The 23690-nt window shown below is 71.5% G+C and carries 25 protein-coding genes and 1 pseudogene; 14 read left to right on the forward strand and 12 right to left on the reverse strand.

Features of this window, described 5'->3' with window-relative positions; genetic code table 11:
• Nucleotides 1-95 precede the first annotated feature (95 nt).
• Entirely contained in the window at nucleotides 96-665 is a 570-nt protein-coding gene (locus ABZ848_RS08555) for a TetR/AcrR family transcriptional regulator (RefSeq protein WP_360827403.1), read from the reverse strand.
• Between the two features lie 137 nt (nucleotides 666-802).
• Between ABZ848_RS08555 and ABZ848_RS08560 the strand changes: the two genes are divergently transcribed.
• Both ABZ848_RS08560 and ABZ848_RS08565 read left to right on the forward strand, forming a co-directional pair.
• Nucleotides 803-1660, forward strand: a complete 858-nt coding sequence (locus ABZ848_RS08560) for a MoxR family ATPase (protein WP_360827406.1) — start codon at nucleotides 803-805, stop codon at nucleotides 1658-1660.
• A gap of 59 nt (nucleotides 1661-1719) precedes the next feature.
• The gene (locus ABZ848_RS08565; protein WP_360828614.1) at nucleotides 1720-3012 is read left to right on the forward strand and encodes a VWA domain-containing protein; all 1293 of its coding nucleotides are present in this window, start codon (nucleotides 1720-1722) and stop codon (nucleotides 3010-3012) included.
• Nucleotides 3013-3022: 10 nt separating this feature from the next.
• Here the strand turns inward: ABZ848_RS08565 and ABZ848_RS08570 are convergent, their stop codons facing one another.
• The gene (locus tag ABZ848_RS08570) at nucleotides 3023-3385 is read right to left on the reverse strand and encodes a cupin domain-containing protein (RefSeq protein ID WP_360827408.1); all 363 of its coding nucleotides are present in this window, start codon (nucleotides 3383-3385) and stop codon (nucleotides 3023-3025) included.
• A gap of 172 nt (nucleotides 3386-3557) precedes the next feature.
• On the opposite strand from ABZ848_RS08570, the gene ABZ848_RS08575 reads away from it, so the two are divergent.
• Entirely contained in the window at nucleotides 3558-3953 is a 396-nt protein-coding gene (locus ABZ848_RS08575) for a nuclear transport factor 2 family protein (RefSeq protein WP_360827411.1), read from the forward strand.
• On the opposite strand, the gene ABZ848_RS08580 is transcribed toward ABZ848_RS08575, so the two are convergent.
• The 6 genes from ABZ848_RS08580 to ABZ848_RS08605 all read right to left on the reverse strand — a co-directional run bounded on the left by ABZ848_RS08580 (nucleotide 3948) and on the right by ABZ848_RS08605 (nucleotide 10902).
• Nucleotides 3948-4931, reverse strand: coding sequence for a threo-3-hydroxy-L-aspartate ammonia-lyase (locus ABZ848_RS08580; protein ID WP_360827414.1), 984 nt, complete (start codon nucleotides 4929-4931; stop codon nucleotides 3948-3950). The genes ABZ848_RS08575 and ABZ848_RS08580 overlap by 6 nt on opposite strands.
• Nucleotides 4928-5617 carry a helix-turn-helix transcriptional regulator gene (locus ABZ848_RS08585; RefSeq protein WP_360827417.1) on the reverse strand — a complete coding sequence of 230 codons (690 nt, stop codon included), beginning with the start codon at nucleotides 5615-5617 and terminating at the stop codon, nucleotides 4928-4930. Before ABZ848_RS08585 ends, ABZ848_RS08580 begins: the two co-directional genes overlap by 4 nt.
• 74 nt (nucleotides 5618-5691) lie before the next feature.
• Nucleotides 5692-7023, reverse strand: coding sequence for a hypothetical protein (locus tag ABZ848_RS08590; protein ID WP_360827421.1), 1332 nt, complete (start codon nucleotides 7021-7023; stop codon nucleotides 5692-5694).
• 78 nt (nucleotides 7024-7101) lie between these two features.
• Nucleotides 7102-8346, reverse strand: coding sequence for a 4-hydroxybenzoate 3-monooxygenase (locus tag ABZ848_RS08595; protein ID WP_360827424.1), 1245 nt, complete (start codon nucleotides 8344-8346; stop codon nucleotides 7102-7104).
• 58 nt (nucleotides 8347-8404) lie between these two features.
• On the reverse strand, nucleotides 8405-9289 hold the full coding sequence (locus ABZ848_RS08600) for a pirin family protein (protein WP_360827427.1): 885 nt from the start codon (nucleotides 9287-9289) through the stop codon (nucleotides 8405-8407).
• Nucleotides 9286-10902, reverse strand: a complete 1617-nt coding sequence (locus ABZ848_RS08605; RefSeq protein WP_360827430.1) for a PLP-dependent aminotransferase family protein — start codon at nucleotides 10900-10902, stop codon at nucleotides 9286-9288. The genes ABZ848_RS08600 and ABZ848_RS08605 overlap by 4 nt, the downstream gene beginning before the upstream one ends.
• Before the next feature lie 21 nt (nucleotides 10903-10923).
• On the opposite strand from ABZ848_RS08605, the gene ABZ848_RS08610 reads away from it, so the two are divergent.
• On the forward strand, nucleotides 10924-11949 hold the full coding sequence (locus ABZ848_RS08610) for an EamA family transporter (protein WP_360827433.1): 1026 nt from the start codon (nucleotides 10924-10926) through the stop codon (nucleotides 11947-11949).
• A 104-nt stretch (nucleotides 11950-12053) separates the two neighbouring features.
• Nucleotides 12054-12238: pseudogene (locus ABZ848_RS08615) on the forward strand (TetR/AcrR family transcriptional regulator); the annotation flags it as partial.
• On the opposite strand, the gene add reads toward ABZ848_RS08615, so the two are convergent.
• Nucleotides 12235-13245: an adenosine deaminase gene (add, locus tag ABZ848_RS08620; protein WP_360827436.1), complete on the reverse strand. Its 1011-nt coding sequence runs from the start codon at nucleotides 13243-13245 to the stop codon at nucleotides 12235-12237. The pseudogene ABZ848_RS08615 and the gene add overlap by 4 nt on opposite strands.
• A gap of 461 nt (nucleotides 13246-13706) precedes the next feature.
• Here add and ABZ848_RS08625 point away from each other — a divergent pair, with 461 nt between their 5' ends.
• The 5 genes from ABZ848_RS08625 to ABZ848_RS08645 all read left to right on the forward strand — a co-directional run bounded on the left by ABZ848_RS08625 (nucleotide 13707) and on the right by ABZ848_RS08645 (nucleotide 18514).
• Nucleotides 13707-14747 (forward strand): aromatic ring-hydroxylating dioxygenase subunit alpha, encoded by a 1041-nt coding sequence (locus ABZ848_RS08625; RefSeq protein WP_360827439.1) that lies wholly within the window; start codon nucleotides 13707-13709, stop codon nucleotides 14745-14747.
• Nucleotides 14748-14804: 57 nt separating this feature from the next.
• Nucleotides 14805-15908: an ABC transporter substrate-binding protein gene (locus ABZ848_RS08630; protein ID WP_360827442.1), complete on the forward strand. Its 1104-nt coding sequence runs from the start codon at nucleotides 14805-14807 to the stop codon at nucleotides 15906-15908.
• A 121-nt stretch (nucleotides 15909-16029) separates the two neighbouring features.
• Nucleotides 16030-16908, forward strand: coding sequence for an ABC transporter ATP-binding protein (locus tag ABZ848_RS08635; protein ID WP_360827445.1), 879 nt, complete (start codon nucleotides 16030-16032; stop codon nucleotides 16906-16908).
• Entirely contained in the window at nucleotides 16905-17684 is a 780-nt protein-coding gene (locus tag ABZ848_RS08640) for an ABC transporter permease subunit (RefSeq protein ID WP_360827448.1), read from the forward strand. Before ABZ848_RS08635 ends, ABZ848_RS08640 begins: the two co-directional genes overlap by 4 nt.
• The gene (locus ABZ848_RS08645; RefSeq protein ID WP_360827451.1) at nucleotides 17681-18514 is read left to right on the forward strand and encodes an ABC transporter permease subunit; all 834 of its coding nucleotides are present in this window, start codon (nucleotides 17681-17683) and stop codon (nucleotides 18512-18514) included. The genes ABZ848_RS08640 and ABZ848_RS08645 overlap by 4 nt, the downstream gene beginning before the upstream one ends.
• A 293-nt stretch (nucleotides 18515-18807) precedes the next feature.
• Here the strand turns inward: ABZ848_RS08645 and ABZ848_RS08650 are convergent, their stop codons facing one another.
• A complete protein-coding gene (locus ABZ848_RS08650; RefSeq protein WP_360827454.1) occupies nucleotides 18808-19773 on the reverse strand; it encodes a pirin family protein in 966 nt (321 codons plus the stop codon).
• A 32-nt stretch (nucleotides 19774-19805) separates the two neighbouring features.
• A complete protein-coding gene (locus ABZ848_RS08655) occupies nucleotides 19806-19958 on the reverse strand; it encodes a hypothetical protein (protein WP_360827457.1) in 153 nt (50 codons plus the stop codon).
• Between ABZ848_RS08655 and ABZ848_RS08660 the strand changes: the two genes are divergently transcribed.
• The 3 genes from ABZ848_RS08660 (at nucleotide 19957) to ABZ848_RS08670 (ending at nucleotide 21350) form a co-directional block, all read left to right on the forward strand.
• On the forward strand, nucleotides 19957-20493 hold the full coding sequence (locus ABZ848_RS08660) for a MarR family transcriptional regulator (RefSeq protein ID WP_360827460.1): 537 nt from the start codon (nucleotides 19957-19959) through the stop codon (nucleotides 20491-20493). The genes ABZ848_RS08655 and ABZ848_RS08660 overlap by 2 nt on opposite strands.
• Nucleotides 20490-20933, forward strand: coding sequence for a MarR family transcriptional regulator (locus ABZ848_RS08665; RefSeq protein WP_360827463.1), 444 nt, complete (start codon nucleotides 20490-20492; stop codon nucleotides 20931-20933). Before ABZ848_RS08660 ends, ABZ848_RS08665 begins: the two co-directional genes overlap by 4 nt.
• Before the next feature lie 69 nt (nucleotides 20934-21002).
• Nucleotides 21003-21350 carry a tetratricopeptide repeat protein gene (locus ABZ848_RS08670; protein WP_360827466.1) on the forward strand — a complete coding sequence of 116 codons (348 nt, stop codon included), beginning with the start codon at nucleotides 21003-21005 and terminating at the stop codon, nucleotides 21348-21350.
• Between the two features lie 98 nt (nucleotides 21351-21448).
• On the opposite strand, the gene ABZ848_RS08675 is transcribed toward ABZ848_RS08670, so the two are convergent.
• Nucleotides 21449-22891 carry a PepSY domain-containing protein gene (locus tag ABZ848_RS08675; protein WP_360827469.1) on the reverse strand — a complete coding sequence of 481 codons (1443 nt, stop codon included), beginning with the start codon at nucleotides 22889-22891 and terminating at the stop codon, nucleotides 21449-21451.
• A 151-nt stretch (nucleotides 22892-23042) separates the two neighbouring features.
• Between ABZ848_RS08675 and ABZ848_RS08680 the strand changes: the two genes are divergently transcribed.
• On the forward strand, nucleotides 23043-23687 hold the full coding sequence (locus ABZ848_RS08680; RefSeq protein ID WP_360827472.1) for a peptide deformylase: 645 nt from the start codon (nucleotides 23043-23045) through the stop codon (nucleotides 23685-23687).
• Nucleotides 23688-23690: the final 3 nt, after the last annotated feature.

The raw sequence follows: 23690 nt of genomic DNA on the forward strand, positions 1-23690 counted from the left end.
TCCGGGGGCGCGGTCACGGGTCCATTGCACCGGGTGGCCTGCGGGGTCGGCTCGTTGTGGTGGCCCGTCCGGGGTGTCGCTGTCGCCGCGCTCCCCTACTGCACGCCCGCCGCGTCCAACAGCGTCGTCACCGTCGCCGTGGTGAGTCCGTCCAGCGTTTCGATGCGGGCGCCGGCGCGGGCGCTGGCGCCGTCGAAGACAAGCATCAGCTGGCGGGCCAGGAGTTCGGGATCCCGGGCGCCGCCGAGCTCCGCCTGTGCACGGAAGCCCTCCTGCAGTCGCCCCTTGGCCTCGCGGGCCACCAGGCTCGCCGGGTGCTCGGGGTTCTTCAGCTCGACCAGCGCGGCCAGGTAGGGGCAGCCCTGGTAGTCGGGTGCGGTCGAGAGCTGCTCCGCCTGTTCGAACACGTACAGGATGCGTTCGCGCGGAGTGCCGGCGTCCTGCGGTCCGGGCGTGAGCTGTGCCGCGTATCCGGGCGCGCGCCGCTCCAGGCTGGCCGCGAGGACCTCGTCCTTGCTCGCGAAGAGCTGGTACATCGACCGTTTCGAGACTCCGGCGGTCCGGCACAGCGCCTCGACGCCGATGGACACGCCGTCGCGGTAGAAGAGCTCGGCCGCCGCGTCGAGCAGCCGGTCCCTGGTGGACGCCTTGTCTGTCGTGGTCATACGGCGAGGGTACCTCCGCGGCAGCGGCATCGGAAACCGATCGGTCTACCGGTGGGAGCAGCGGATTCCTCGTGACAAAGGGGGTGAACAAGCGCTTAGATAGTGAGCCAGGTATCGCCGCCGACCGGGAGGCCCCGTTGTTCACATCCGTCGACGACGTTTCCGCGCGTCTCGCGGCGACCGGCTATCTCGCCTCGCCCGCGGTCGCCACGACCGTCTTCCTCGCCGGCCGCCTGGGCAAGCCGCTGCTGGTCGAGGGGCCCGCCGGGGTCGGCAAGACGGAGCTCGCCAAGGCCGTGGCCGAGGTGGCGCAGGCCCGTCTGGTGCGGCTCCAGTGCTACGAGGGCGTGGACGAGTCCCGGGCGCTGTACGAGTGGAACCACGCCAAGCAGTTGCTGCGCATCAGCGCCGGCCGCGACGAGACCTGGGACGAGACGCGCACCGACATCTTCAGCGAGGAGTTCCTGCTCTCCCGCCCGCTGCTCACGGCGATCCGCGGCGACGACCCCAAGGTGCTGCTGATCGACGAGACCGACAAGGCGGACGTCGAGGTCGAGGGCCTGCTCCTGGAGGTGCTCAGCGACTTCCAGGTCACGGTGCCCGAGCTGGGCACGATCGCCGCGACCCGCCGCCCCTTCGTGGTGCTGACGTCGAACGCGAGCCGCGAGCTGTCCGAGGCCCTGCGCCGCCGCTGCCTTTTCCTCCACATCGGCTTCCCGGACGAGGAGTTGGAGCGCCGGATCGTACGGCTGAAGGTGCCGGGGCTCGACGAGGCGCTCGCCGCGTCGGTGGTCCGGGTGGTCGGCGCGCTGCGGGCCATGGACCTGCGCAAGGTGCCGTCGGTCGCCGAGACGATCGACTGGGCGCGCACGCTGCTCGCGCTCGGCGCCGGCACCCTCGACGAGACCGTCGTACGCGACACCCTGGGCGTTCTCCTCAAGCACCAGGACGACATCCAGAAGGCGGCGGCCAAGCTCGACCTGGACGCGGTGTGACCGCGTCCGGCGTCGCCGACCGGCTGACCTCGCTGGTCGGGGCGCTGCGTGCGCACGGCATGCGGATCGGTACGGGCGAGACCGTGGACGCGGCCGAGGCGGTGGCGGCGCTGGGCCTGGCGGACCGGGAGCTGCTGCGGGAGGGGCTGGCCGCGACGCTGCTGCACGGGCCGTCCCAGCGGCAGGTCTTCGACCCGGTCTTCGACCTCTACTTCCCGAGCGCGATCGGCGGGCCCGAGTCGCAGCCCGGGAGCCGCGAGGACCTGCGCGAGCGGCTCGCGGCGGCGCTGGCGGCGGGCGACATCATGCTGATGGGGCAGCTGGCGGCGGAGGCGGTCGACGGCTTCGGCGGCTACGGCTCCTCGCCGGAGACGGCGGGCTGGTCGTCGTACCAGACGCTCGAACAGCTGCGTCCCCAGACGCTGTTCGCCCGGGTGCGCGACAGCGTCCGGGCGCGCAACGGGGCTTCGGGGTTCACCGACCGGCTGCTGGAGGACGAGATCCGGCGGCGGATCGACGTGTTCCGCCGGCAGGTGGCGATCGAGGCGCGGCGGCGGGTCGCCGAGCGGCGCGAACGGGACATGCTCGCCCGGCGCGCGGTCGCGACGACCCCCGATCGGCTCGACTTCCTGTACGCCGGGAAGCTTCAACTCGACGAGCTGCGCAGGACGGTTCAGCCGTTGGCCCGCAAGCTGGCGACCCGGCTCGCGGCGCGTCGCCGTAAGGCCGCGCGGGGCAGCATCGATCTGCGCCGGACGCTGCGCGGCTCGCTGTCGACGGGCGGGGTGCCGATGAAGCCGGTGCTGCGCAGGCGCCGTCCCGCGCGCCCCGAACTGGTCCTGCTCTGCGATGTGTCGGGCTCGGTGTCCGGTTTCTCGGACTTCACGATGCTGCTGGTGCAGGCGCTGCACGACCAGTTCAGCAAGGTGCGGGTGTTCGCCTTCGTCAACCGGATCGACGAGGTGACCGGACTGCTGGAGCACGGCGCGGCCGACGCGGAGGGCCTCGGCGCCCGCATCCGCGCGGAGGCGACGCTCACCGGCTGGCACGGCAGCAGCGACTACGGCGTCGCCCTGGGCGAGTTCGCGGAGCGCTACGGCGACGCGGTGGGCCCGCGCACGACCGTGTTCGTGCTCGGCGACGCGCGTACGAACATGAGCGACCCGAACCTCGCGGCCGTCCGGCAGATCGCCGAACGGGCCCGCCGCTTCTACTGGTTGAACCCGGAGCCGCGCGCCCAGTGGGGCACCGGTGACTCCGCGGCACCCGAGTACGCCGACGTGGCCGGCATGCACGAGTGCCGCAACGCCCGGCAGCTGAGCGAGCTAGTCGCCCGCCTGCTGCCGGTCTGACTCCTGGCCGTCAGCCCTGCGCCTTCGCGTAGTCCGTCGCCATGCCGCCCGCGAAGTCGTACACGACGCACGGTTCGTCGCTGACCACCCAGGCGTCGTGCCCCGGGGTTATGACGAACACATCGCCCGGTCCGACCTCCTGCTCGGCGCCGTCGTCCATGCGTACCCGCATGCGGCCCGAGACGCAGTACCCGTTGTGGTGCACCTGGCAGCTTTCCGTACCGGCGATGGGCCCCACGGACTCCGACCAGCGCCAGCCCGGCTCGAACGTCCCCACGGCGAAGTCCAGTCCGCTCATATGGACCGCTTCGAGGTGACCGCGCGGGAAGTCGCGCCGCTCGTCCGGCTTCTCGACAGCCTTGATCTCGATCATGACGGCTCCCTCCATTGCGAGCCCCGCCCACCACACCATCGTCCGCCCGTCCAGCCGGTGCCGCCATCCGAAGGAATGCGCATTCCGGCAACCGGCGGACAATCCGGCCGAACGAGCGGAGAATGGGCGCGAGGCCGCACATCGCCGAAGCACTGGAAAGGTGGCGATCATCGTGGCTGAACACCCGCACGCACAGCTCGTCCGCAAGGGCTACGAAGCCTTCTCACGCGGTGACATGGACACCCTGCGCTCGCTGATGACCGGCGACGCCACGCATCACGTCCCGGGAAGCCACCCGCTGTCCGGTGACTTCAAGGGCGTCGACGCGGCGCTCGACATGTACCGCCGGCTCTTCGAGGAGACCGCCGGCACGCTCCGGGTCGAGCTGCGCTCGATCCTCGTGGACGGGCGAGGGCACGCCGTCTCTGTGCACCGGTTCACGGCCGACCGGAACGGCAAGCACATCGACGAGACCGGCGGCATCGTCTTCCGGATCGTCGGCGACAAGATCACCGACCTCGACGAGTGCGTCGAGGACATCGACGTCGGCAACGAGTTCTGGTCATGACCCCGTCGCCCGGCCGCACAGCCGGGCGAAGCGGTCCGCGTCCACATTGCCGCCGGAGACGATGATCCCGATCCGGCGCGGAAGAGAACCCGCACGCCCGGCGAGCAGAGCGGCCAGCGGGGTCGCCCCGCTCGGCTCGACGACGATCTTCAGCCGTTCGAACGCGAAGCGCATCGCGGCACGGATCTCGTCGTCGGACACCAGGGCGATCCCGTCGACGAGCCTCCGGTTCACGGAGAACGTCAGCTCGCCGGGCGTGTGCAGGGCCTGTCCGTCGGCGATGGTGTGCGGCACGGGGATGCTGACGCGCCGGCCCGCCTCCAGGGACCGCTTGGTGTCGTCCCCGGCCTCCGGCTCGACGCCGATCACCCGGATCCGCGGGTGCAGCCCCTTGGCCGCCGTGGCGCTCCCGGCGATCAGCCCACCACCGCCGACGGGCACGACCAGGGCGTCCAACTCCCCCACTTCCTCCAGCAGTTCGAGGGCCGCGGTGCCCTGCCCGGCCATGACGTGCGGATGCTCGTACGGCGGAATGAGCGCGAGCCCCCGCTCGGCGGCCAGGGCCTCGGCCACGGCGACGCGGTCCTCCGTGTAGCGGTCGTACGTCACGATCTCGGCGCCGTAGCCCTCCGTCGCGGCCCGCTTCGAGCCCGGGGCGTCCTCCGGCATGACGATGACGGCGGAGGTGCCGAGCTCCCGGGCGGCCAGGGCGACGGCCTGTGCGTGGTTGCCGGACGAGTAGGCGGCGATGCCGCGGGAGAGCTGCTCGGAGGTGAGCCGGGAGGCGGCGTTGTAGGCGCCGCGGAACTTGAAGGCACCGACCCGCTGGAAGTTCTCGCACTTCAGGTGGACCTCGGCGCCGACGAGAGCGTCGAGGGTGCGGGAGCGCAGTACGGGGGTGCGGTGGGCGACGCCCTTGAGCCGGGCGGCGGCCTCGCGGACGTCGTCGAGGGTGACGGGTGGGACGGTGGTCGTCACGCGTGTCCTCCAGCGGGGGTTCGGTCGGTGTCGGCGCGGGCCTGGGAGAGATAGCTGTAGGCGGAGGCGCGGGAGATGCCGAGGCGGCCGGCGACCTGTTCGACGGCGCGGCGCACGGCGAAGACGCCGTGTTCGTCAAGGCTGCGGAACAGGTCGAGGCGCTCGGCGCGGTCGAGCCCGGCCCAGGCGCGGTGCCCGCCGAGGTGGTGGGCGTCGAGGACGGCGTCCACGACGGAGTCGATGTCATTGCCGAAGGTGGTGAGCGGGGCCTCGGCCGCGCCCGCCCCGAGTCCGGCGAGGGCGCCGAGCAGGGCGTGGGCCTCGCCGACCGCGGTGACGTCGACGTTGACGCACAGGGCACCGAAGACGGCTCCGCCGGAGTCGCGCAGCACCATGGTCGACGCCTTGAGCAGCTTGCCGGTCCCGGTGCGGGTGACGTAGTTCAGCTCGTCGGCCACGTCGTCGCCGCGCGCGAGGACCCGCATGCCGATCTCGCTCATCGCCCCGCCCACGGCCCGGCCGGTGACCGACCCGGCGACGGCGACGACCGACTGCTCGGGCCGCCGGTAGTCGTGCAGCACCACCTCGCACACCGGCCCGAAGGTGGCCGCGATCCCGTCGACGACGGGCCGCAGCGCGGCGAGGATCGCGTCCCGCTCGGCGTCACGAGCGTGCTCAGCAGCCATGCTGCCTAGACTACTCGTCCAGCCGTTGGACTGAAAGTCCAGAGCAGGTTCCGGTCATGAACTCCGGGACGGATTCAGATCATGGTGTCGTGCGTCGCCGCGTACGTCAGCGCCTCCCGTGCGGCAGGCCGGTTTCCGACCGTCTCCCACCAGGGGTGGGTGTGCATCTCCTCGGCGAGCCGCCGGCAGCGCTCCCGCGCGTCCGCCAGGCGCTCCCGCTGCTCGCCGGTGATCTCGGCGCGGCCCGCCGCGATCTCGGCCCCGCTGGGCAGGCGCGAGACGATGTCGGCGCAGTGCTCCAGCGCCCGGGTGAAGGTCCGGCGGGCGGCGACGAGGTCGCCGGGTATGACGAACTCGCCGACGGTGAAGGGCCGGGAGAACTCGGACGCGCCGGGCTCGCTGTGCCACAGCGAGGCGTCGATGGGCAGTCCGTCGTCCCGGGCCCGGGTGAGCTCGGCGGGAGTGCCGGGCTCCAGGCCCTCGCGGCCCGCCTGCCAGACGTCCGCCCGGGCCTCCGTGCCGTTCGCACGCCGCCGAGTCGGCACCCCGGGCAGAGGCTCGGGGCGGCCTTCGAGGAACTCCTCCTTGTCCGTCGGGGTGACCCACATGTGCCAGCCGCGCCGGCCCGCCGCCGGGTGGGGCAGGTACAGCGAGACCAGTTCGCCGGTGGCCGTGCGTCGGATGACGTCGTCGTAATAGAGACCGCGTACGGGCTCCCACAGCGCGTGCCTGCCGCCGCAGCGGCCCGCGCCCTGCTGCGGACAGGGCACGGGGTTGCTCCAGTCGCAGCGGGACATGTGCAGTTGCTTGATCCCGCCGCGCACCGGGAGCGCGGCCCGGTCGGTGACGTCACGCCAGCTCTGTACGTTCAGCCGGGCCCAGGGGGCGCGGTCTATCGGTATCGCGTTCTCGTTGTTCACGAGCCACAGCGGGGTGAGACCGGCCTGGCGGGCGAGTCGGGTGCGCTCGTCGACGGAACCGCCCGCTATCGCGGCGAGTTGGATTTCGTAGGCGAGCCGGTGATCGTCCGCGCCCTCGACCGTCACATCCACCCGGCCCTTTCCAGGATCTCCGCCCTCGGGCCGGCCCACCCGGAATCCCTCTCCCGTGGCGACCTTGGCCGTGTATTCGCCGAGGGCCTTGTGGAGATCGCTTTCGGCCGGTGTTTCGGGGCGCTCGCCTTTTGCCACATGCATCGCGTGCGGGCGGCCGTTGACCTTGCGGATCGCCATGAAGCCGGGGCAGACGAAGCCCTCGTCCTCATGGGCTTCCAGGCAGTACAGAAGATCCGGCTGGTAATTGCCGTAGATCTCGTCGAGCAGCCGTGGGTATTCGGGGTGGCCGAGATCAGCCTCGGTCAGATCGAGCGTGATTCCGAGGCCCCTGTGCCAGACGCTGTAGGTCATATGGCGAGAGTAGGACGCGCCACTGACAATGGCCCCGGCCAAGATCACCAACGGCCCCGGAATGCGGACCTCTTGATATCAGGGACCGACGGAATCGGACTGGGACTCGGGATCCAGCCCCGTCATGAGTTCCGCGAAAGCGCCGGCGGCTGCCCGGGAGGTGAACAGCCGGTCGAGGCGGGCGCGCGCCAGGTTGCGGAGGAAGGGGCCGGAGTGGGTGTCGTCGCCGGCGTCGTGGACGGTCCGGGTCAGCCAGTGGGAGAACTCCTGGTCGTTCCAGACGCGCCGCAGGCAGCGCCGCGAGTACTCGCGCAGGCCGGTCTCGTCGTGGTCGTCGACGAAGTCCCGTACGGCGCGGGCGAAGAGGTCGGCGTCGTAGAGGGCCAGGTTCATGCCCTTGCCGCCCATGGGGGACACGATGTGCGCGGCGTCCCCGACGAGGAACAGGCGGCCGTGATGCATGGGTTCGTGGACCAGGCTGCGGAGCCGGAAGATCTCGCGGTCGGTGATCGGGCCGGAGGCGAGGGCGGGGTCGCCGAGGCGGCTGCGCAGGGCGTCCCAGACGCGGGTGTCGGGCCAGGCGTCGGGGTCGTCGTCGGGCTGGCACTGGAGGTAGTAGCGGCTGCTGTGCGGACCGCGGGGGAAGTGGGCGGCGAAACCGTGCGCGCTGACGGCGAGGAGCGGGTGGGCCGGGGGCGGGGCGTCGGCGAGGACGGTGAGCCAGCCGATGCCGTGGTCGAAGGCGTGCGCGGTGAGGGCGCCTTCGGGTACGGCGGTGCGGCTGACGCCGTGATCGCCGTCGCAGCCGGCGACGAAGGCGCAGGTGAGGGCGTGGCGGGTGCCGTCGGCGGTGCGGTACCGGACGGTGGGCCGGTCGCCGGTCAGGTCGTGCAGGGAGACGTCGAGGGCCTCGAAGCGCAGGTCGCCGCCGTCGGCGAGGTAGGTGGCGGTGAGCTTCTGGACCAGTACCTGCTGGGGGCAGAGGCGAGCCCCGGGGCCTTCGGTGCCGTCGCTGTCGGAGACCAGGTGGCTCTCGCCGTCCACCCGGAACTCCAGGATGCCCTGGTGCGGCGGTCCGGCGAGGACGCGGTCGGCCAGCCCCCAGGCCTCGAACATCCGCACGGCACGGGTCTCGACGATGCCGGCGCGCTGGCGCTGCGTCACGTATTCGCGGGACCGGCGCTCCAGGACGACACAGTCGACCCCGCTGCGCCGCAGCAGGTTGGCGACGGTGAGCCCGGCGGGGCCCGCGCCGATCACCACGACGGTCGTGGACTCGGCCGACTCCCCCGAATCCGCCAACTCCCCAGCGTTTTCCGCCACTTGGCCACCTCCGGAGTCAGAGTAGCCGAGCGGTTCGCGGACGTCCCGCTGGCGGCGGTCAGCGGTCGTAGGCCAGCCGCGCCAGACGCGGGACCGGGCCGAAGGCGCCGGAGTGGAAGTCGGTGAACGCCTGGGTGATCTCCACCTTGGTGTTCATCACGAACGGGCCGCCCAGAGCGACGGGTTCACGCAGGGGTGCACCGCTGTAGACCATCACACGGGCGGGTTCGTCGGGATCCGCGGCCGCGAGTTGCAGGGTGGTGTCCGCCGACCCGGCGACGGGGTCGGACCAGCCGGTCTGTCCCGCACGGAGTTCACGGCCGCCGACCAGGACGCGTCCGTCCATCACGTAGGCGAACAGACGGTGTTCGGAGGGGACTTGGAGGTCGTACGAGGCCTCGGGGTCGAGGGTGGCGACCAGGCCCTGCACCGGGTGATGGGTGTCGGCGGTGCCGGTGACGCCGTCGACGGTGCCGGCGTGGACGTCGATGCGCACACCCGGCGCCTGCACGCGGGCCATGGCCTGCTTCGTGAGGTCCTGGTAGCGGGAGGGCGTCATCTTCTTCCCGGCGGGGAGGTTCAACCACATCTGCAGCACATGAGCGTGCTCGTCGCGGTAGGCCAGCTCGCGGTGGATGATGCCGCTCCCGGCGGTCATCCACTGCACCTCGCCGGGCTCCAGAGCACCGGCGTGACCGAGGTTGTCGCCGTGTTCGAGGACGCCGTCGAGCACGGTGGTGACGGTCTCCAGCCCGCGGTGGGGATGCCACTCGAAGCCGGGCGTCGAGAACCAGTCCTCGACCAGGGCGAGGAACGGGTCGGTCAGCGCCGGGTCGGTCGGCACGAAGACCAGGGCCTTGTCGTCGACCTGCGCGTCGGGGCCGAGCTGCTGCTTGTCGGTGACGCGGTTCAGGATCCGTTGTTCCGCCAGTGGTGTGGTCATGACTGCTCCTCGCGGCCTCGCTTCCATGAGACATCATGCTCCGGGCCGCCGGCCGGCAGCGGGAAACCGCGCAGAGCCTCGCCGAGAAGGGCGATGCCCTCCTCGATCTCGTGGGCGGGGCCCGCCGCGTAGCCGAGGACGAGACCCGGCCGGCCCGGGGTGATCCGGTGCCAGGACAAGGGGTGCACCTTGACGCCCTTGGCGAGGGCGGCCGCCGCGAGGTCGGTGTCGCGGAAGCCGGTCCCCCGGTCGTCGAAGGTGAGCATGAGGTGCAGGCCGGCCGCCGCCCCGTGGACGCGGGCGCCGGGCAGGTGCTTGCCGATCGCCCGCAGCATCGCGTCCCGGCGTCGGCGGTGGCGCCCGCGGACATGGCGAAGATGCCGTTCCAGATCGCCGGAGTCCATCAGCCGGGCCAGGACCAGCTGGGTGAGGATGCCGTTGCCGAGGTCGGCGTAGCGCTTGGCGGCCACGACGGTGTCCAGCCGGTCCGGCGGTACGAGGAGCCAGCCCACCCGGAGCGCGGGTGCGAGCAGCTTGGAGACACTGCCCGCGTAACAGACGCCCTCCGGCAGCAGTGATCGCAGCGCCGGCACCGGAGGCCGGTCGTAACGGTGTTCGGCGTCGTAGTCGTCCTCGAAGACCATCCCGCCCTCGGCCGCCCAGGCCAGCAGATCGCGGCGGCGTTCCCCGTCGAGGACGACACCGGTGGGGAACTGGTGGGCCGGCGTCATCAGCACCGCACGGGCGCCGCTCGCGCGCAGCGCACCGACGTCGAGTCCGCCCGCGTCCACGGGGACGGGGACGATCGTGTGGCCGCCGTACTCCAACTGCTGCCGCGCGCCCAGCGATCCGGGGTCCTCGACGGCGACACGGCGGATGCCCTCGGCCCGCAGGAGCTGCGCGAGCAGTGCGAGCGCCTGCGCCACGCCCGCGACCACCACGACCTCGTCCGGGTCGGCGCGGATGCCGCGGTTGCGGGCCAGCCAGCCGACGACGGCGCGGCGGAGGGCAGAGGCGCCGCGGGGGTCGCCGTAGCCGAAGTCGGCGGGGGTGACGCGCGCGAGGACGGCGCGTTCGGCGCGCAGCCAGGCGGTGCGGGGGAAGGCGGCGAGGTCGGGGACGCCCGGGGAGAGGTCGATGCGGCAGGGCAGGCCGCGGAGGGCGTCGACGACACCCTCGCGGTCGGTGGAGCGGAAGAGTGCGGAGGTGGCGTCCGGGGCGTGGTCGGGCAGTGCCTCGGGGGGCCGGTCGCGGGGTGCTGCCGGTGCCGCCACGACCACCGTGCCGAGCCTGCCGCGACCGGCGATCTGACCGGACTCGGCGAGCCGCCGGTACGCCTCGGTGACCACGCCCCGGGTGACACGCAGTTCCTCGGCGAGCACACGGCTGGCGGGCAGCCGCGTGCCGACGGGCAGCCGGCCATCGGCGATGGCCGACCGCAGCCGCTCGGCGAGCCACGCGGTACGCCCGCCGGCGGGCGCCTGGCCGATGTCGAGCTGGAGGAAGTCGGAGCCGACGGCCGAGGCGCTGTCCGCCGTGGCCGGACCGGCTGCCGGGCGCGAGGTTTTGGACCCCTCCGCCGGTGGTTCTGTGGACCTGCCCATGGCGTCCATTGTGCGGGCAGGGTGGACGGCATGGACACACCTTCCGCATCGTTCGCCCAGCTCCTGCCCGGCATGGTCGGGATGGTGCTGGTCGGCAGCAGCGTCACCGTCTCGCACGCCCTCGTCGACGCCCCGCTCTTCACCGGCCAGGCCGCTCGGTACGTGGCCGCGACCGCGATGCTCGTGGTCATCGCCCGGATCGCCGGCGCGCGCCTGGTGTGGCCGCGCGGACGGGAGTGGCTGTGGCTGACCGGGCTCGCCGTCACCGGGCTGGTGCTGTTCAACGTGGCCGTGGTGCGCGGCGTCGCCCATGCGGAACCCGCGGTGATCGCCGTGGCGGTGGCGTGCGTACCGCTGGTTCTCGGGGTGGTGGGCCCGCTGCTGGAGCGGCGCAGGCCGAGCCGGCAGGTCCTGCTGGCGGCGCCCGTCGTCATGGCGGGCGCGGTGCTGGTGGAGGGAACCGGCCGCACGGACGCTGTCGGGGTGGCCTGGGCGGCGCTGGCCCTGGGGTGCGAGGCCGCGTTCACACTGCTCGCGGTGCCGGTGCTGGGTCGGCACGGGCCGTGGGGAGTGTCCGTGCACGCGACCTGGCTGGGCGGAGCGCTGCTGGCCGTCATCGGGGCGACCTCCGAAGGGCCTTCTGCGGCACGGGAGTTGACCGCGTCCGACTGGGCGGCGCTCGGTTATCTGGCGGTGATGGTGACGGCGGTCGCCTTCGTCCTGTGGTATTCGACGGTACGTTCCGTGGGGGCCGGGCGGGCCGGGCTGCTCACCGGGATCGCCCCACTGGCCGCGGCGGTCGTCGGCGCCGTGTCGGGCGCCGGGGTACCGGGGCCGTGGGTCTGGCTGGGCATCACCGTAGTGATCGTCGGCCTGGTCACCGGCCTGCGCCCCGCAAGGCCGGCCGGCCCTCGGCGCCGGTCACGTGACCGCCAGCCGGGCCGAACCGACCGTCACTCCTTCCCCGGGCCCTCCGTGGACGCTGATCCCGGTGATGCCCGCAGGGCCTCCGACATGCACGCGGACCGAGCCGCTCGGCCAGGTGAACTCCGCTGACCGTCCTGCTCGCCGAGGATGTCCGCGAACAGGCGCCGGGAGAGGGCCGTGACGTCGGTGCCCGAGACCCGGCGCAGACTGCGCTGCACCTCCTCGAGGGTGACAGGCGGTCGACCCACGACGACGCCTGGGTCCTCGACCGCGACGAACTGCTGCGCCACCACCCGAGACCTTCCCCCACACCACCCGCCACGCCGCCGAGCTCACCGCGGGTGAGGGCCACGACCGCTTCGACTTCACCCTCACCCTGCTGCTCACCGGCCTCCCCACGCCTAGGGAGTGCCCCTAGGGAGTGCGGTAGGCGGCCAGTTCGGCGAGGTAGGTGTCCTTGACCGCGTCGGGCAGCCAGGCGACGTCGAACGCGTTTCGCTGCAGCTGCACGAGCTCCGCCGGGCTGAGCGGAGTGGTGGCCTGCACCGCGAGCAGGTTCTCGGTGACATAGCCGTTCATGTAGGCCGGGTCGTCGGAGCTGACGGTGACCCGCAGTCCACCGTCGAGCATCTTGCGGACCACGGCCAGCCCGTCGGTCCCGCGCACATAGCTGTTGGAGACCGGGCAGACCGTCAGACCCAGGCCGCGCGCTTTGATCTCGTTCTGCAGGTCCTCGCTCTCCAGGCAGTTCACGCCGTGGTCGATCCGGTCCACCCCGATGACGTCCAGGCACTGGCGGATGTGGTCGACGGAGTTCTCCTGGTCGACGTCGCAGTGCATCGTCAGCTGGTAGCCCTCCGCCCGGGCCCGCGCGAAGACGGCGGCGAACTTGACCGGCGGATTGCCGCGCTCGTCCGAGTCCAGTCCGACCCCGATGATCCACTCCCGGTACGGAAGGGACTCCATCAGCGTGGCCATCGCGTACTCGGCGGAGAAGTCCCGCATGAAGCACATGACGAGCTGTGCCCGCACGTCGAGCAGCCGGCGCGCGTCCATCAGCGCCCGGCGAAGTCCACGGATCACCGTGCCGAAGGTGATGCCGCGGGAGGTGTGCGCCTGCGGGTCGAAGAAGATCTCGGCGTACCGGACGTTCTGCTCCTTCGCCTTGCTCAGGTACGCCCACGCCAGATCGTAGAAGTCGGCCTCGGTCAGCAGGACCGACATGCCCTCGTAGTAGCAGGCGAGGAACGACGGCAGGTCGTGGAACACGTAGCCGGCCCGCATCTCGTCGGCGTCGGCGTACGGCAGCGGGACGTTGTTCCGGGCGGCGAGGGCGAACTTCAGCTCCGGTTCCAGCGTGCCCTCGATGTGCACATGCAACTCACACTTGGGCAGACGCGAGATGAAGTCGGTCAGATCCGTCATGGCTCCTCCGCCGAATATGCGGGACAAGCAGGACAAGTCGAGCAAGGGAATATTCGTACGTAACAAATGCGGAATGGCTGAGCAATCTCCGTGCGTCACGCTCGCCTTGGTCGTCCGGCGAGAGGAAGTCGGCACTGAGCACGGAGGGAAACACGATGAGCCTCGTCAGCGCATCCTGCATGGACCTCCGGTGCCGTGTCCACCAGTCGGCCTGGACGCGCGGACGCGTGGCACACGGTCCCCATCCGGGTTCCGGTTCCGGGAACCCGCACGCCTGACCGCGCACCGGTGACGGTGGCCGGCGAGTCCCCCGACCCGCGGATGCGCGGTGTCGCTCTCTCCGGGCCGGTTTGCCGCCGCACACTTCACCACCCGCCGCTCCAGACGCCGTCGTCCTGGCATGTGCGCCCCATGGGTGTCTGCCGAGCCGCCACGGCCGCGTTGCACAGAAGGACCTTCGTATGACCACTGCTCCACCCCGGCCCGCCCTGCCCCGGGACTGCACCTTCGACCCGGACGACTGGGCGATCCTCGCCCGGCACTGGTACCCGGTCGCCCTGTCCCGTGAGATCGGCGACGCGCCGACCGCCGTACGCCTGCTCGACGAGACCCTGGTGGCCTACCGCGTCGGCGGCAGCGTGGTCGTGGCCCACGACATCTGCCCGCACCGGGGTGTGCCGCTCAGCCTCGGCGGCGGCGACGGAAGCGGTATCACCTGCGCCTATCACGGACTGCGCTTCGGAGCGGGCGGGCGGTGCGTGCAGGTGCCGGCGCACCCCGCCTCGAAGATCCCCTCCCGGCTGAACCTGCGGACCTACCCGGTCGTCGAACGCTACGGCCTCGTGTGGACCTGTCTACGGCCGTCCGCCGAGGCGGACCCGGTGATCCCGGCCATGGCGCACTGGGACGACGAAGGCTTCCAGCGGATCAACTGCCCCTGGATCGACATCGCCGCCTTCGCCGGCCGCCAGGTCGAGGGCTTCCTCGACGTCGCCCACTTCGGCTTCGTCCACCTCGACTCCTTCGGCGACCCCGACAACACCGAGGTCCCCGACTACACCCCCGTCCGCCACCGGTACGGCCACTCGGTCGACTACTGGAGCACCGTCGGCAACTACCCGCACGGCACCAAGCAGGCCCCGCCCGGCTTCAAGTGGCTGCGCCGCTTCGACGTGCACCTGCCCTTCACGGCCACGCTCGTCGTGCACTTCCCCGACGGCGGACTGCTCAACATCATGAACGCCGCCTCCCCGGTCTCCGCCCGCCGAACCCGCATGTTCGCGCCCATCGCGCGCAACTTCGACACCGACCAGCCCGTCCAGGCCGTATACGACTTCAACCGCACGGTGTTCGAGGAGGACCGCGCCGTCGTCGAGGTCCAGAAGCCCGAGAACCTCCCCCTCGATCCCAGACTCGAAGTCAACATCCCCGCCGACCGTAGCTCCGTCGCCTACCGTCGCGGGCTGCGCGACCTCGGGCTGAGCCACTTCTTCACCGCATAGGTGTTCTTCATGTCCGCCATGACCGGGACCCGCCCGGCCAGTGAAAGGAAACGCGCAATGCCCAGAAACACGAACAGTGACGACAGAGCGTTCGCCGCCACCGACCGCCGACTCTTCCTCAGACGGGGACTGCAGCTCGGGGGTGCCGTGCTGCTCGGCGGCCCGTTGCTCGCCGCGTGCGGCGACTCCGACTCGTCGGCCTCGGCCTCGTCCTCGGCGTCCGGTTCCAAGAGCTTCGGTGAGCTGACACTGCGGCTGTCCTGGATCAAGAACGTCGAGTTCGCGGGGAGTTACATAGCGGACAGCAAGGGCTACTACACGGACGAGGGCTTCTCGAAGGCCACGCTGATCGGCGGCGGCCCGTCCGCGACGCCGATGGAGACGGACGTCGTCACCAAGAAGGCGCTCGTCGCGATCAGCGCCCCGGACATCACCGGCGCCGCCGTCGCCAAGGGTGCGCCGCTGAAGATCATCGGTGCGCAGTACCAGAAGAACCCGTTCTGCATCATGTCGATGACCAAGGCGCCGATCACCAAGCCGGAGGACATGTACGGCAAGAAGATCGGCGTCCAGGCGAGCAACGAGTCCGTGTGGGCGGCGTATCTCAAGGCCACCGGGCTGGACGAGTCGAAGATCACGAAGGTGCCGGTGCAGTTCGACCCGCTGCCGCTGACCCAGGGCACCGTCGACGGCTGGTTCTCCTTCGTGACCAACGAGCCGAACGCGCTGCGCCTGAAGGGGTTCAAGGTCTCGACGATGCTGCTCGCCGACACCGGCTACCCGCTGGTCTCGGAGACGTACTGTGTCCGCCAGGACACCATCGACAAGCAGCGTGACCTGCTCAAGGCGTTCCTGCGCGCGGAGATCAAGGGCTGGAAGGCGAGCATCGCCGACCCGGCGCTCGGCGCGAAGCTCGCGGCCGAGACGTACGGCAAGGGGCTCGGGCTGACAACGGAGGAACAGACCCTGGAGTCCAAGGACCAGAACGAACTGCTGGTGAGCGCGGACACGAAGAAGAACGGTCTGTTCACGGTCACATCGAAGCTGATCGCGGAGAACATCGCGACGCTGAAGTACGGCGGCCTCGACATCGCCGCCGACAAGCTCTTCGACCTCTCGATCCTCGAAGAGGTCTACAAGGAAGACCCCAGCCTGATCTGAGGCCGCCGGCGGTACCGGCAGGGCCCCGTCCGCCCGCCGGTACCGGCTTCACCCGTACCCGCCGCGCACCACCTTGCCACTTCCCGCACCGCCCCTCCCCGCACACAGAGGTCACCGTCTGATGAGTACCGCAGCCACCGTTCCCGAAGCCCCCGACGACCCCGGTGGGCAGCCCGGTATCGGCACCGGACTGTCCCTGCGCGGGCTGAGCAAGGAGTTCCGGCTCGGGCGACGCAGTGTCCCCGCGCTGGCCGGGGTCGACCTGGACACGACCGAGGGCCAGTTCCTCTCGCTGCTCGGGCCGTCGGGCTGCGGCAAGTCGACCGTTCTGCGGATCCTCGCCGGGCTCGACAGCCCGACGGCCGGTACGGCGCTCGTGCACGGCGAGGCTCCGGAGGCGGCCCGCAAGCGGCACCACCTGGGCATAGCCTTCCAGGACGCCGCCCTGCTGCCGTGGCGCTCGGTCGCCGCCAACATCCGGCTGCCGCTGGAGATCAGCGGTATCAAGGCCGACCCGGCGGCGATTGCCGACCTCATCCGTCTGGTCGGCCTGGAGGGCTTCGAGAAGGCCCGCCCCGCCCAGCTCTCCGGTGGTATGCGCCAGCGCGTGGCCATCGCCCGCTCGCTGGTCGTCGACCCCAAGGTGCTGCTGCTGGACGAGCCGTTCGGTGCGCTGGACGACATGACCCGTCAGCGGCTCAACCTCGAACTCCAGCGCATCTGGCAGGCCCGCGCGGTGACCACCCTGCTGGTCACCCACTCCATCAGTGAGGCCGTGCTGCTCAGCGACACCGTCGCCGTGATGTCTCCCCGGCCCGGCCGGATCGTGGAGGTCGTCACCATCGACCTGCCCCGGCCGCGCACCCCGGAGATGATGCGTTCGCCCGAATTCCACGCGTACGCAGATCAGTTGTCGGAGCTCCTGTTCGGCCGCAACGACCCGGCCGCCGACATCGGCACTCCCGCCGGCGCCGACGAGTCCGTGGCGGAGGCGTCATGAGTGCGCGGCGCTCCGCCTGGACCGGCGGGGCCGTCGGTGTCGCGGCCCTGATCGGGGCGTGGTCGCTGCTGTCCACCACGCTCGTCGGCGCGGGGGACGGCGTGCCCACCCCCTGGGCGGTGGTGGCGAGCGTGTTCGACGACGGCTGGTCCTTCTACAGCCCGCACGTCACGCAGACCGTGGGCGAGGCCCTGACCGGGTATCTCGTCGGCAACGGGCTCGCGCTGGGCCTGGCGGTGCTGGTGCTGCTGGTGCCCGTGCTGGAGCGGGTGATCACGCAGATCGCGGTGGCCTCCTACTGCCTGCCGATCGTGGCGATCGGCCCGATCCTGTCCCTCGTCCTGGAGGGTGACAAGCCGATGTCGGCGATGGCCGGGCTCTCGGTCTTCTTCACCACTCTCATCGGCGCGTTGCTCGGTCTGCGCTCGGCCGACCCGGCCACGCTCGACCTCGTCCGCGCCTACGGCGGCGGCCGCTGGCAGCAGATGCTGCGGGTCCGGCTGATGGCCGCGCTGCCCAGCACGCTGGCCGCGCTCAAGATCGCCGGTCCGGCGGCGCTGCTCGGCGCGATCATCGGCGAGTACCTCGGCCGCGTCGACAGCGGCCTCGGGATCGCCATGACCATCGCGCAGCAACAGCTCGACGTGCCCCGCACCTGGGGCATCGCCCTGGTCTCGGGTGCGGTGGCAGGTGTCGCGTACGGCGCGGTCGGGATCGTCGCCCGCTACGCGCTGCCGTGGTCGCGCACGACGACAGTGGAAGGCGGAGGCGCATGAGCACCGCGACGGAGACGGGAACGGCCCCGACGTTGCGCATCGCGGCGGGCATACTGCGCCCGCTCATGAACGTGGTCGTGACGATGACGGCCGTCATCGTCCTGTGGATCGTCTTCCTGCAGGTCTACGACCTGGATCCGCTGGTGGCCAAGTCACCGGTCGACATCTTCCACTACCTGTTCACGGGCGCGGACGCGGGTGCCCATCGCTCCCTGGTCGCCTCGGGCCTGGGCCGCACCCTGCTGGACGCCGGCCTCGGCTTCGTCGCCGGACTGGTGGCGGCGGTCGTGGTGGCGGTCGTCTTCGTCCTGCTGCGGAGCGTCGAGCAGGCGCTGCTGCCGCTGGCGGTCGTCGTGCGGTCCGTGCCGCTGGTGGCGATGACCCCTCTCATCACCCTCGTCTTCGGCCGCGGCCTGATGGCGACGACTGTCATCAGCGGCCTGGTCGTCTTCTTCCCGGCCCTGGTCACCATGACCTTCGGCCTGCGCTCCGCCTCCCGCCAGGCGGCCGACCTGTGCCGCGCGTACGGCGCCGGGGGCTGGACGATCGCCCGCAAGGTCATGCTGCCCAGCGCGGTTCCGGCGTTCTTCGCCAGCGCCCGGGTGGGCGTCCCCGGAGCCCTGATCGGCGCGATGCTCGCCGAGTGGCTCTCCACCGGCCAGGGTCTCGGCTACGCCATGCTCAAGGACTCGTCCACCTTCGACTACGACCACCTGTGGGCCTCGGTCGCGGTCCTCACCGCGGTCTCCGCACTCGCGTACAACATCATCGCGGCCGTCGAGACCGTCGCCCTGGCCCGCTTCGCACCCGGCGTCCGCCCGGGCACCTGAACCCGGGCACTCGGTGGCTGCCGTCACGTCTGGCGGCGGAGCTACCGGTGAACTGCGCCGGAGACCACCCCGGCCGGCGGCCTCAGTCAAGATCCGGACCACACCCGGGCCAGCGCCCATCACGTGGCCCAAAGCCCTCGTATCCGCACTGGTCAGAGGGCAAGTACCAACCCACACAGCACAAGGCACATCGGAGTCCACCCGCAAGCTTCCCCCCAACGACAGACCGAACGTCGGAGTCGGATGCCCGCATAGCCCAGGCCCGGGCAACCTCGTTGGCGCATCTCAGCAGGTCAGCGCAGTCTCCCTCGCGGCTTGAGCGGTACCGGCGGTAGCTCAGGGGCGGGCAGCGGAGCACCGTCGTACCCCTTCACCTCGCCGAAGCGGGTGCCCGTCGTCCAGTCCTCGCGGGCCTGGACGATCTCCTGCTGGGTGCGGCCGATCCAGTTCCAGAACATGATCAGCTCCTCCTCGAACGGCTCGCCGCCCAGGAGCATCAGGCCGGCGTCCGACTCGGCGCGCAGCGGGAGTTCGGTGCGGCCGCAGCCGAGGTAGAGCATCGAGCCGGGCAGCACGGGCACGCCGTCGACACGGGCCTCGCCGGACATGGAAAGGACGGCGTACTCGAAGTCCGGTTCCAGCGGCAGGCGTACGTCCGCGCCGGCGGCGAGCGCGAGGTCGGCACCGACGATCGGCGTGTACGTCGTACCGGGCGAGGTCGCTCCGTCCAGGTCGCCCAGGATCAGCGTGGCGGCGAGGCCGGGGGCCGTGACGACCGGCAGGTCGGCGTGGTGCTCGAAGCGCGGGTCGGTGTGCCGGTGCCCGTCCGGGAGGGCGACCCACAGCTGGGCGCCGTGCAGGAGGCGGGCGTGCGGGCGGGGGCTCTCCTCGGAGTGGCTGATGGCGCGGCCCGAGGTCATGAGGCCCAGTTCACGGGGTCGGATCGTCTGGAGGCTGCCGGTCGAGTCGCGGTGCAGCACTTCGCCCTCGTGCAGCCAGCTCACCGTCTGCAGGCCCATGTGCGGGTGCGGCGGGACCTGCATGCCGGGCTCGTCGGCGATGTCGTCGGGGCCGTAGTGATCCACGAAGCACCAGGCGCCGACCATGCGGCGGCCCAGGTTGGGCAGCAGCCGGCGGACTTCGGTCGACTCGCCGAGCTTGACGCGGCGAGGGCTGAGGAGTTCACGTACGGGCTCCGCCACCACGAAGCCACGGCCACCGCACAGGGCGGGAACCGCCTCGCGATCAAGATTGCTCATGGCGACAACCTAGTCCCGCCGCGGCGGTCCCGTCAGTCCGTCACCGCGCTGTCACTCGGCCCGACTCGATGCCGTTCCTCGATGCCGTTCGCGATGCCGTTCGCGATGCCGTTCGCGATGCCGTTCGCGATGCCGTTCGAAAAATAGTAGCCATGTACATAGTAGCCATGTACTGTATTCGTCATGAGCAAGGGTTCCGTGAGCAAGGGCACGAGCAAGGTTTCCGAGAAGGCGACGCCCGGGTTCCTGGTGTGGCGGCTGTCGATGAAGTGGCGGGTGGCCGTGGACCGCGCGGTGGCTCCGCTCGGCCTCACCCACGCGCAGTACTCGCTGATGGCCTCGCTGCACGGCATGCACCGCGACGGCGAGCGCCCCAGCCAGCGCCGCCTCGCCGACCACACCGGCCTGGAGCCGCTGTACGTGTCCAAGCTGGCCCGCGCTCTGGAGACGTCCGGCCTGCTGGAGCGGACCCGGGACCCCCGGGACCCGCGGGCCGTGCAGCTGGCGCTCACCGAGCAGGGTCACGAGGTCACCGGGCGTGCGATCAAGGTCGTACAGGGACTGCTGCGGCAGCTGCTCGCGCCCCTCGGCGGCCTCGACAGTCCGCGCGCACGGGAGTTCAGCGCCGATCTGGCGACCCTGCTCGACGCACCTCTTGATCCGTCCATCGACCACGTCGACAGCGTCGACACCCGTGACAGCGAGAAGGAGCAGTCATGACCACCACCGCACCCAAGGCCGACGCCCGCGCTCTCGGTCTGGCCCACTACGCCGCCCGCGCCGCCCTGGAGAGCGTCCTGGGCCGGCACGGCGCGACGTTCCAGCAACAGATCACCCTCCGGCTCGCCGTGGTCGCCGAGGCTCCGGTCGAGCGGGCGGAGCTCGTCGCGCAGGTCGTCGGCTCGCTCAAGGCCGGCGCCGCCGAGGCGGAGCAGGTCGTCGAGGAGCTGATCGGCAAGGGGCTGCTCACGGCCGAGGCGTCCCGGGTCCTGGTCACGGACGCCGGGCGGGAGTTCTACGCCGCGGTGAGCGCCGAGTCCTCGAAGATCTCCGCGCGGGTCTGGGGCGGCATCCCGGAGGAGGACCTGGCAGCCGCGGGGCGCGTCCTGGCCCTGGTGGCCGAGCGGGCCAACGCCGAGCTGGCCGCGGCGTCTGCCTGAGCCACCGCCCACGACTCGTGGAATGTTCAACCATCTGTCGCGGTTGTGGTACGCCGAAGGAGGTCACGAGTGGACACGACGTACTACGACCACGGGACACCGGCGGAGCGCTGGGAGCGCGCCCAGATGTTCTTCGCCGCCAAGGACTACGCCGCCGCCGCGCGCGTGCTGGGCGGGCTGGTCGAGGAAGTGCCGGAGCAGACCGGACCGCGGCTGCTGCTGGCCCGCTCCTACTACCACTCGGCCCAACTGCGGCGCGCGGAGAGCGAGTTGCGCACCCTCGTGGAGCGCGACCCGGTGGAGCACTACGCCCGGCTGCTGCTTGGCCGCACGCTCCAGCGGCAGGGCCGGCAGGAGGAGGCGGCCTCGCACCTGCGGATCGCCTCCGCGCTGGCGGGCGACTTCGAACAGGTCTGAGCGGCACGGCACGAGGGATGGCCGGGCCCGGTTCCGCACAGGAACCGGGCCCGGCCGTTCCGGCGTACGGGGGGGCACCAAGTCCCGTACCCCTGCCGCTATTTGACGGTCGTCTCGGCCGCGTCCTTCCGCCGCCGGTGTGCGATCTCGCCGAGGACGACGTCCGCGAGGAGGAAGCCGGCCAGCGGGATGCCGAGGAGCGGGACGAAGTAGCCGAGGACGGCGACGGCGGCGACGCACGGCACCAGGACCTGGGGCGGCACCTGCTGCCAGGCGCCGCGCGGGATCGGGCGGCCGAAGGAGGAGCCGTGGCCGCGCTGCCACCACATGCGGTAGCCCCAGACGATGAGCAGGACCAGGGCGAGCGCGAGGGCCATCAGGGCGAGCTGGTTGACCAGGCCGAAGAGGACGCCGGTGTGCAGGTCGATGCCCCAGCGGGTCAGCTTGGCCAGCAGCGGGTAGTCGGCGAACCGCAGCGTGTCGGTGACCTCGCCGGTGGCCGGGTCGACCGCGACCGAGTCCTGCTTCTCGGGCCAGCTGCGCTGCACCTGCTTGACGACGTAGGCGGACTCCGCGTCGGCGGGCGGCACGATCTCCACGGGGTCGGTGAGGCCCTCGGAGCGGGCCGCTGCCAGCACCTTGTCGAGGCCGACGCCGTGCTCGGCGTCCCCGGAGGCAGTGGCGGCGCCGTGCCCCGCGTGGTCGCCGCCGGCCGTGGACGAGACCGACGGGGTGGCCTGGCCGAGGGAGGTGCGGAGCGTGTCGATGTTGGCGCCGGCGTAGGTGGACCAGGTCAGGCCGGTCGCCGAGAGGAAGATGAAGCCGGCGGCGGCCCAGACGCCGACGGTGCCGTGCAGGCCGAGCGTGCGCCGCCGGCCGCTCGTGCCGCGCACCTTGCGCAGGGCGCGACGGCGGGAGAACCACAGCACCAGACCGCCGCCCGCGATGACCCACAGCCAGCTCGCCGCGAACTCGCTGTAGAGCCGGCCGGTGTCGCCCAGGTGCAGGTCGCGGTGGAACTCGTCGATCCAGGTGCGCAGCGGCAACGCGCCGGTGGAGCCGTACTGTTCGAGCGCGCCGCGCACCTTGCCGGTGTACGGGTCGACGAAGACCGCGAGGGTGTGGTCGGGGTCCACGCCGTTGACGCCGGACAGCAATACGCGGGTGGTGGCGTCGTCCTCCGGGGACGGACGGACGGCGGAGACGGTGCCCTCGGGGTGGGCCTTGCGAGCGGCCGTCACCTGCTCGGAGATCGGTAGCTCGGTGTCACCGACCTTCGCGACGGTCATCTCGTGGGCGTACACGAGCTTCTCGGCCTGGAACGCGCCGGCGTACAGGAAGCCGGTGACGGCGGCGATCAGCAGGAACGGGGCGACGAACACGCCGGCGTAGAAGTGGAGGCGCAGGACGAGCGGTCGCAGGGAGGCCCAGGGGCCGCGTGAGGGAGCTGGGGCGGGGTCGGCTTGGGGGGCCTCGTCCGATGCGGGTTCCCCCGATCGCGCGGAGCCGGGATTGGGGGAGGTCGAGGGAGCGGTGGACATCGGCGGGCTTCTCCGGGGGACGGGGACGGGAGGGTGTGCGGCTGTAGCGGTCCAGTAGTCGGACCGGAACGGCACCGAGTTCCCGGAGGCACGAGTGGCGTACGTCACACACCGAGACGTCTGTGGTCGGCTGCCGTGGCATGCTGGCCCGATGGCAACTCCCCGTGACCACGCGTCTCTTGCCGACCAGGTCGAGGAACTCCTCGCCACGGGCGGCCCGCTGCCGATCGTCTCGGCCGGCGACCCGGTGCTGCGCCGCGGCACCGAGCGCTTCGACGGCCAGCTGGACGCCCCGCTGCTGGCTCGTTTCGTGGAGGCGCTGCGCGTCACGATGCACACGGCACCAGGGGTGGGCCTCGCCGCACCCCAGGTCGGCGTGGCGCTGCGGATCGCGGTGATCGAGGACCCGGCGCCGGTGCCGGACGAGGTACGGCTGGCCCGCGGCCGGGTCCCGCAGCCCTTCCGGGTCCTGGTCAATCCTTCGTACGAGCCCGTCGGCCCCGCCCGCGCCGCGTTCTTCGAGGGCTGTCTGAGCGTCCCTGGCTGGCAGGCGGTCGTGGCGCGGGCGGCGGAGGTAAGGCTGACGGGCGAGGACGCGCACGGGCGCGCCTTGGACGAGGTGTTCAGCGGCTGGCCGGCACGGATCGTGCAGCACGAGACGGACCATCTCGACGGGGTGCTCTACCTCGACCGCGCCGAACTGCGCTCGCTGGCCTCGAACCAGGCGATGGCGGAGCGGTGGACGCAGCCGACACCGGAGGAGGCCGCGAAGGCGCTCGGCTTCGAACTGCCGTAACCC

The organism is Streptomyces sp. NPDC047081 (assembly GCF_040643775.1).
GTDB lineage: Bacteria > Actinomycetota > Actinomycetes > Streptomycetales > Streptomycetaceae > Streptomyces.

Excerpts from the sequence above, each read along its gene's own strand:
- ABZ848_RS08635 (WP_360827445.1), top strand. The coding sequence starts at position 16,030 with ATGAGTACCGCAGCCACCGTTCCCGAAGCCCCCGACGACCCCGGTGGG.
- ABZ848_RS08640 (WP_360827448.1), top strand. The coding sequence starts at position 16,905 with ATGAGTGCGCGGCGCTCCGCCTGGACCGGCGGGGCCGTCGGTGTCGCG.
- ABZ848_RS08555 (WP_360827403.1), bottom strand. The coding sequence starts at position 665 with ATGACCACGACAGACAAGGCGTCCACCAGGGACCGGCTGCTCGACGCG.
- ABZ848_RS08610 (WP_360827433.1), top strand. The coding sequence starts at position 10,924 with ATGGACACACCTTCCGCATCGTTCGCCCAGCTCCTGCCCGGCATGGTC.
- ABZ848_RS08650 (WP_360827454.1), bottom strand. The coding sequence starts at position 19,773 with ATGAGCAATCTTGATCGCGAGGCGGTTCCCGCCCTGTGCGGTGGCCGT.
- ABZ848_RS08630 (WP_360827442.1), top strand. The coding sequence starts at position 14,805 with ATGCCCAGAAACACGAACAGTGACGACAGAGCGTTCGCCGCCACCGAC.
- ABZ848_RS08660 (WP_360827460.1), top strand. The coding sequence starts at position 19,957 with ATGAGCAAGGGTTCCGTGAGCAAGGGCACGAGCAAGGTTTCCGAGAAG.
- ABZ848_RS08605 (WP_360827430.1), bottom strand. The coding sequence starts at position 10,902 with ATGGACGCCATGGGCAGGTCCACAGAACCACCGGCGGAGGGGTCCAAA.
- ABZ848_RS08655 (WP_360827457.1), bottom strand. The coding sequence starts at position 19,958 with ATGACGAATACAGTACATGGCTACTATGTACATGGCTACTATTTTTCG.
- ABZ848_RS08680 (WP_360827472.1), top strand. The coding sequence starts at position 23,043 with ATGGCAACTCCCCGTGACCACGCGTCTCTTGCCGACCAGGTCGAGGAA.
- ABZ848_RS08645 (WP_360827451.1), top strand. The coding sequence starts at position 17,681 with ATGAGCACCGCGACGGAGACGGGAACGGCCCCGACGTTGCGCATCGCG.
- ABZ848_RS08600 (WP_360827427.1), bottom strand. The coding sequence starts at position 9,289 with ATGACCACACCACTGGCGGAACAACGGATCCTGAACCGCGTCACCGAC.
- ABZ848_RS08665 (WP_360827463.1), top strand. The coding sequence starts at position 20,490 with ATGACCACCACCGCACCCAAGGCCGACGCCCGCGCTCTCGGTCTGGCC.
- ABZ848_RS08625 (WP_360827439.1), top strand. The coding sequence starts at position 13,707 with ATGACCACTGCTCCACCCCGGCCCGCCCTGCCCCGGGACTGCACCTTC.
- ABZ848_RS08565 (WP_360828614.1), top strand. The coding sequence starts at position 1,720 with ATGCGGATCGGTACGGGCGAGACCGTGGACGCGGCCGAGGCGGTGGCG.
- ABZ848_RS08590 (WP_360827421.1), bottom strand. The coding sequence starts at position 7,023 with ATGACCTACAGCGTCTGGCACAGGGGCCTCGGAATCACGCTCGATCTG.
- ABZ848_RS08585 (WP_360827417.1), bottom strand. The coding sequence starts at position 5,617 with ATGGCTGCTGAGCACGCTCGTGACGCCGAGCGGGACGCGATCCTCGCC.
- ABZ848_RS08675 (WP_360827469.1), bottom strand. The coding sequence starts at position 22,891 with ATGTCCACCGCTCCCTCGACCTCCCCCAATCCCGGCTCCGCGCGATCG.
- ABZ848_RS08570 (WP_360827408.1), bottom strand. The coding sequence starts at position 3,385 with ATGATCGAGATCAAGGCTGTCGAGAAGCCGGACGAGCGGCGCGACTTC.
- add (WP_360827436.1), bottom strand. The coding sequence starts at position 13,245 with ATGACGGATCTGACCGACTTCATCTCGCGTCTGCCCAAGTGTGAGTTG.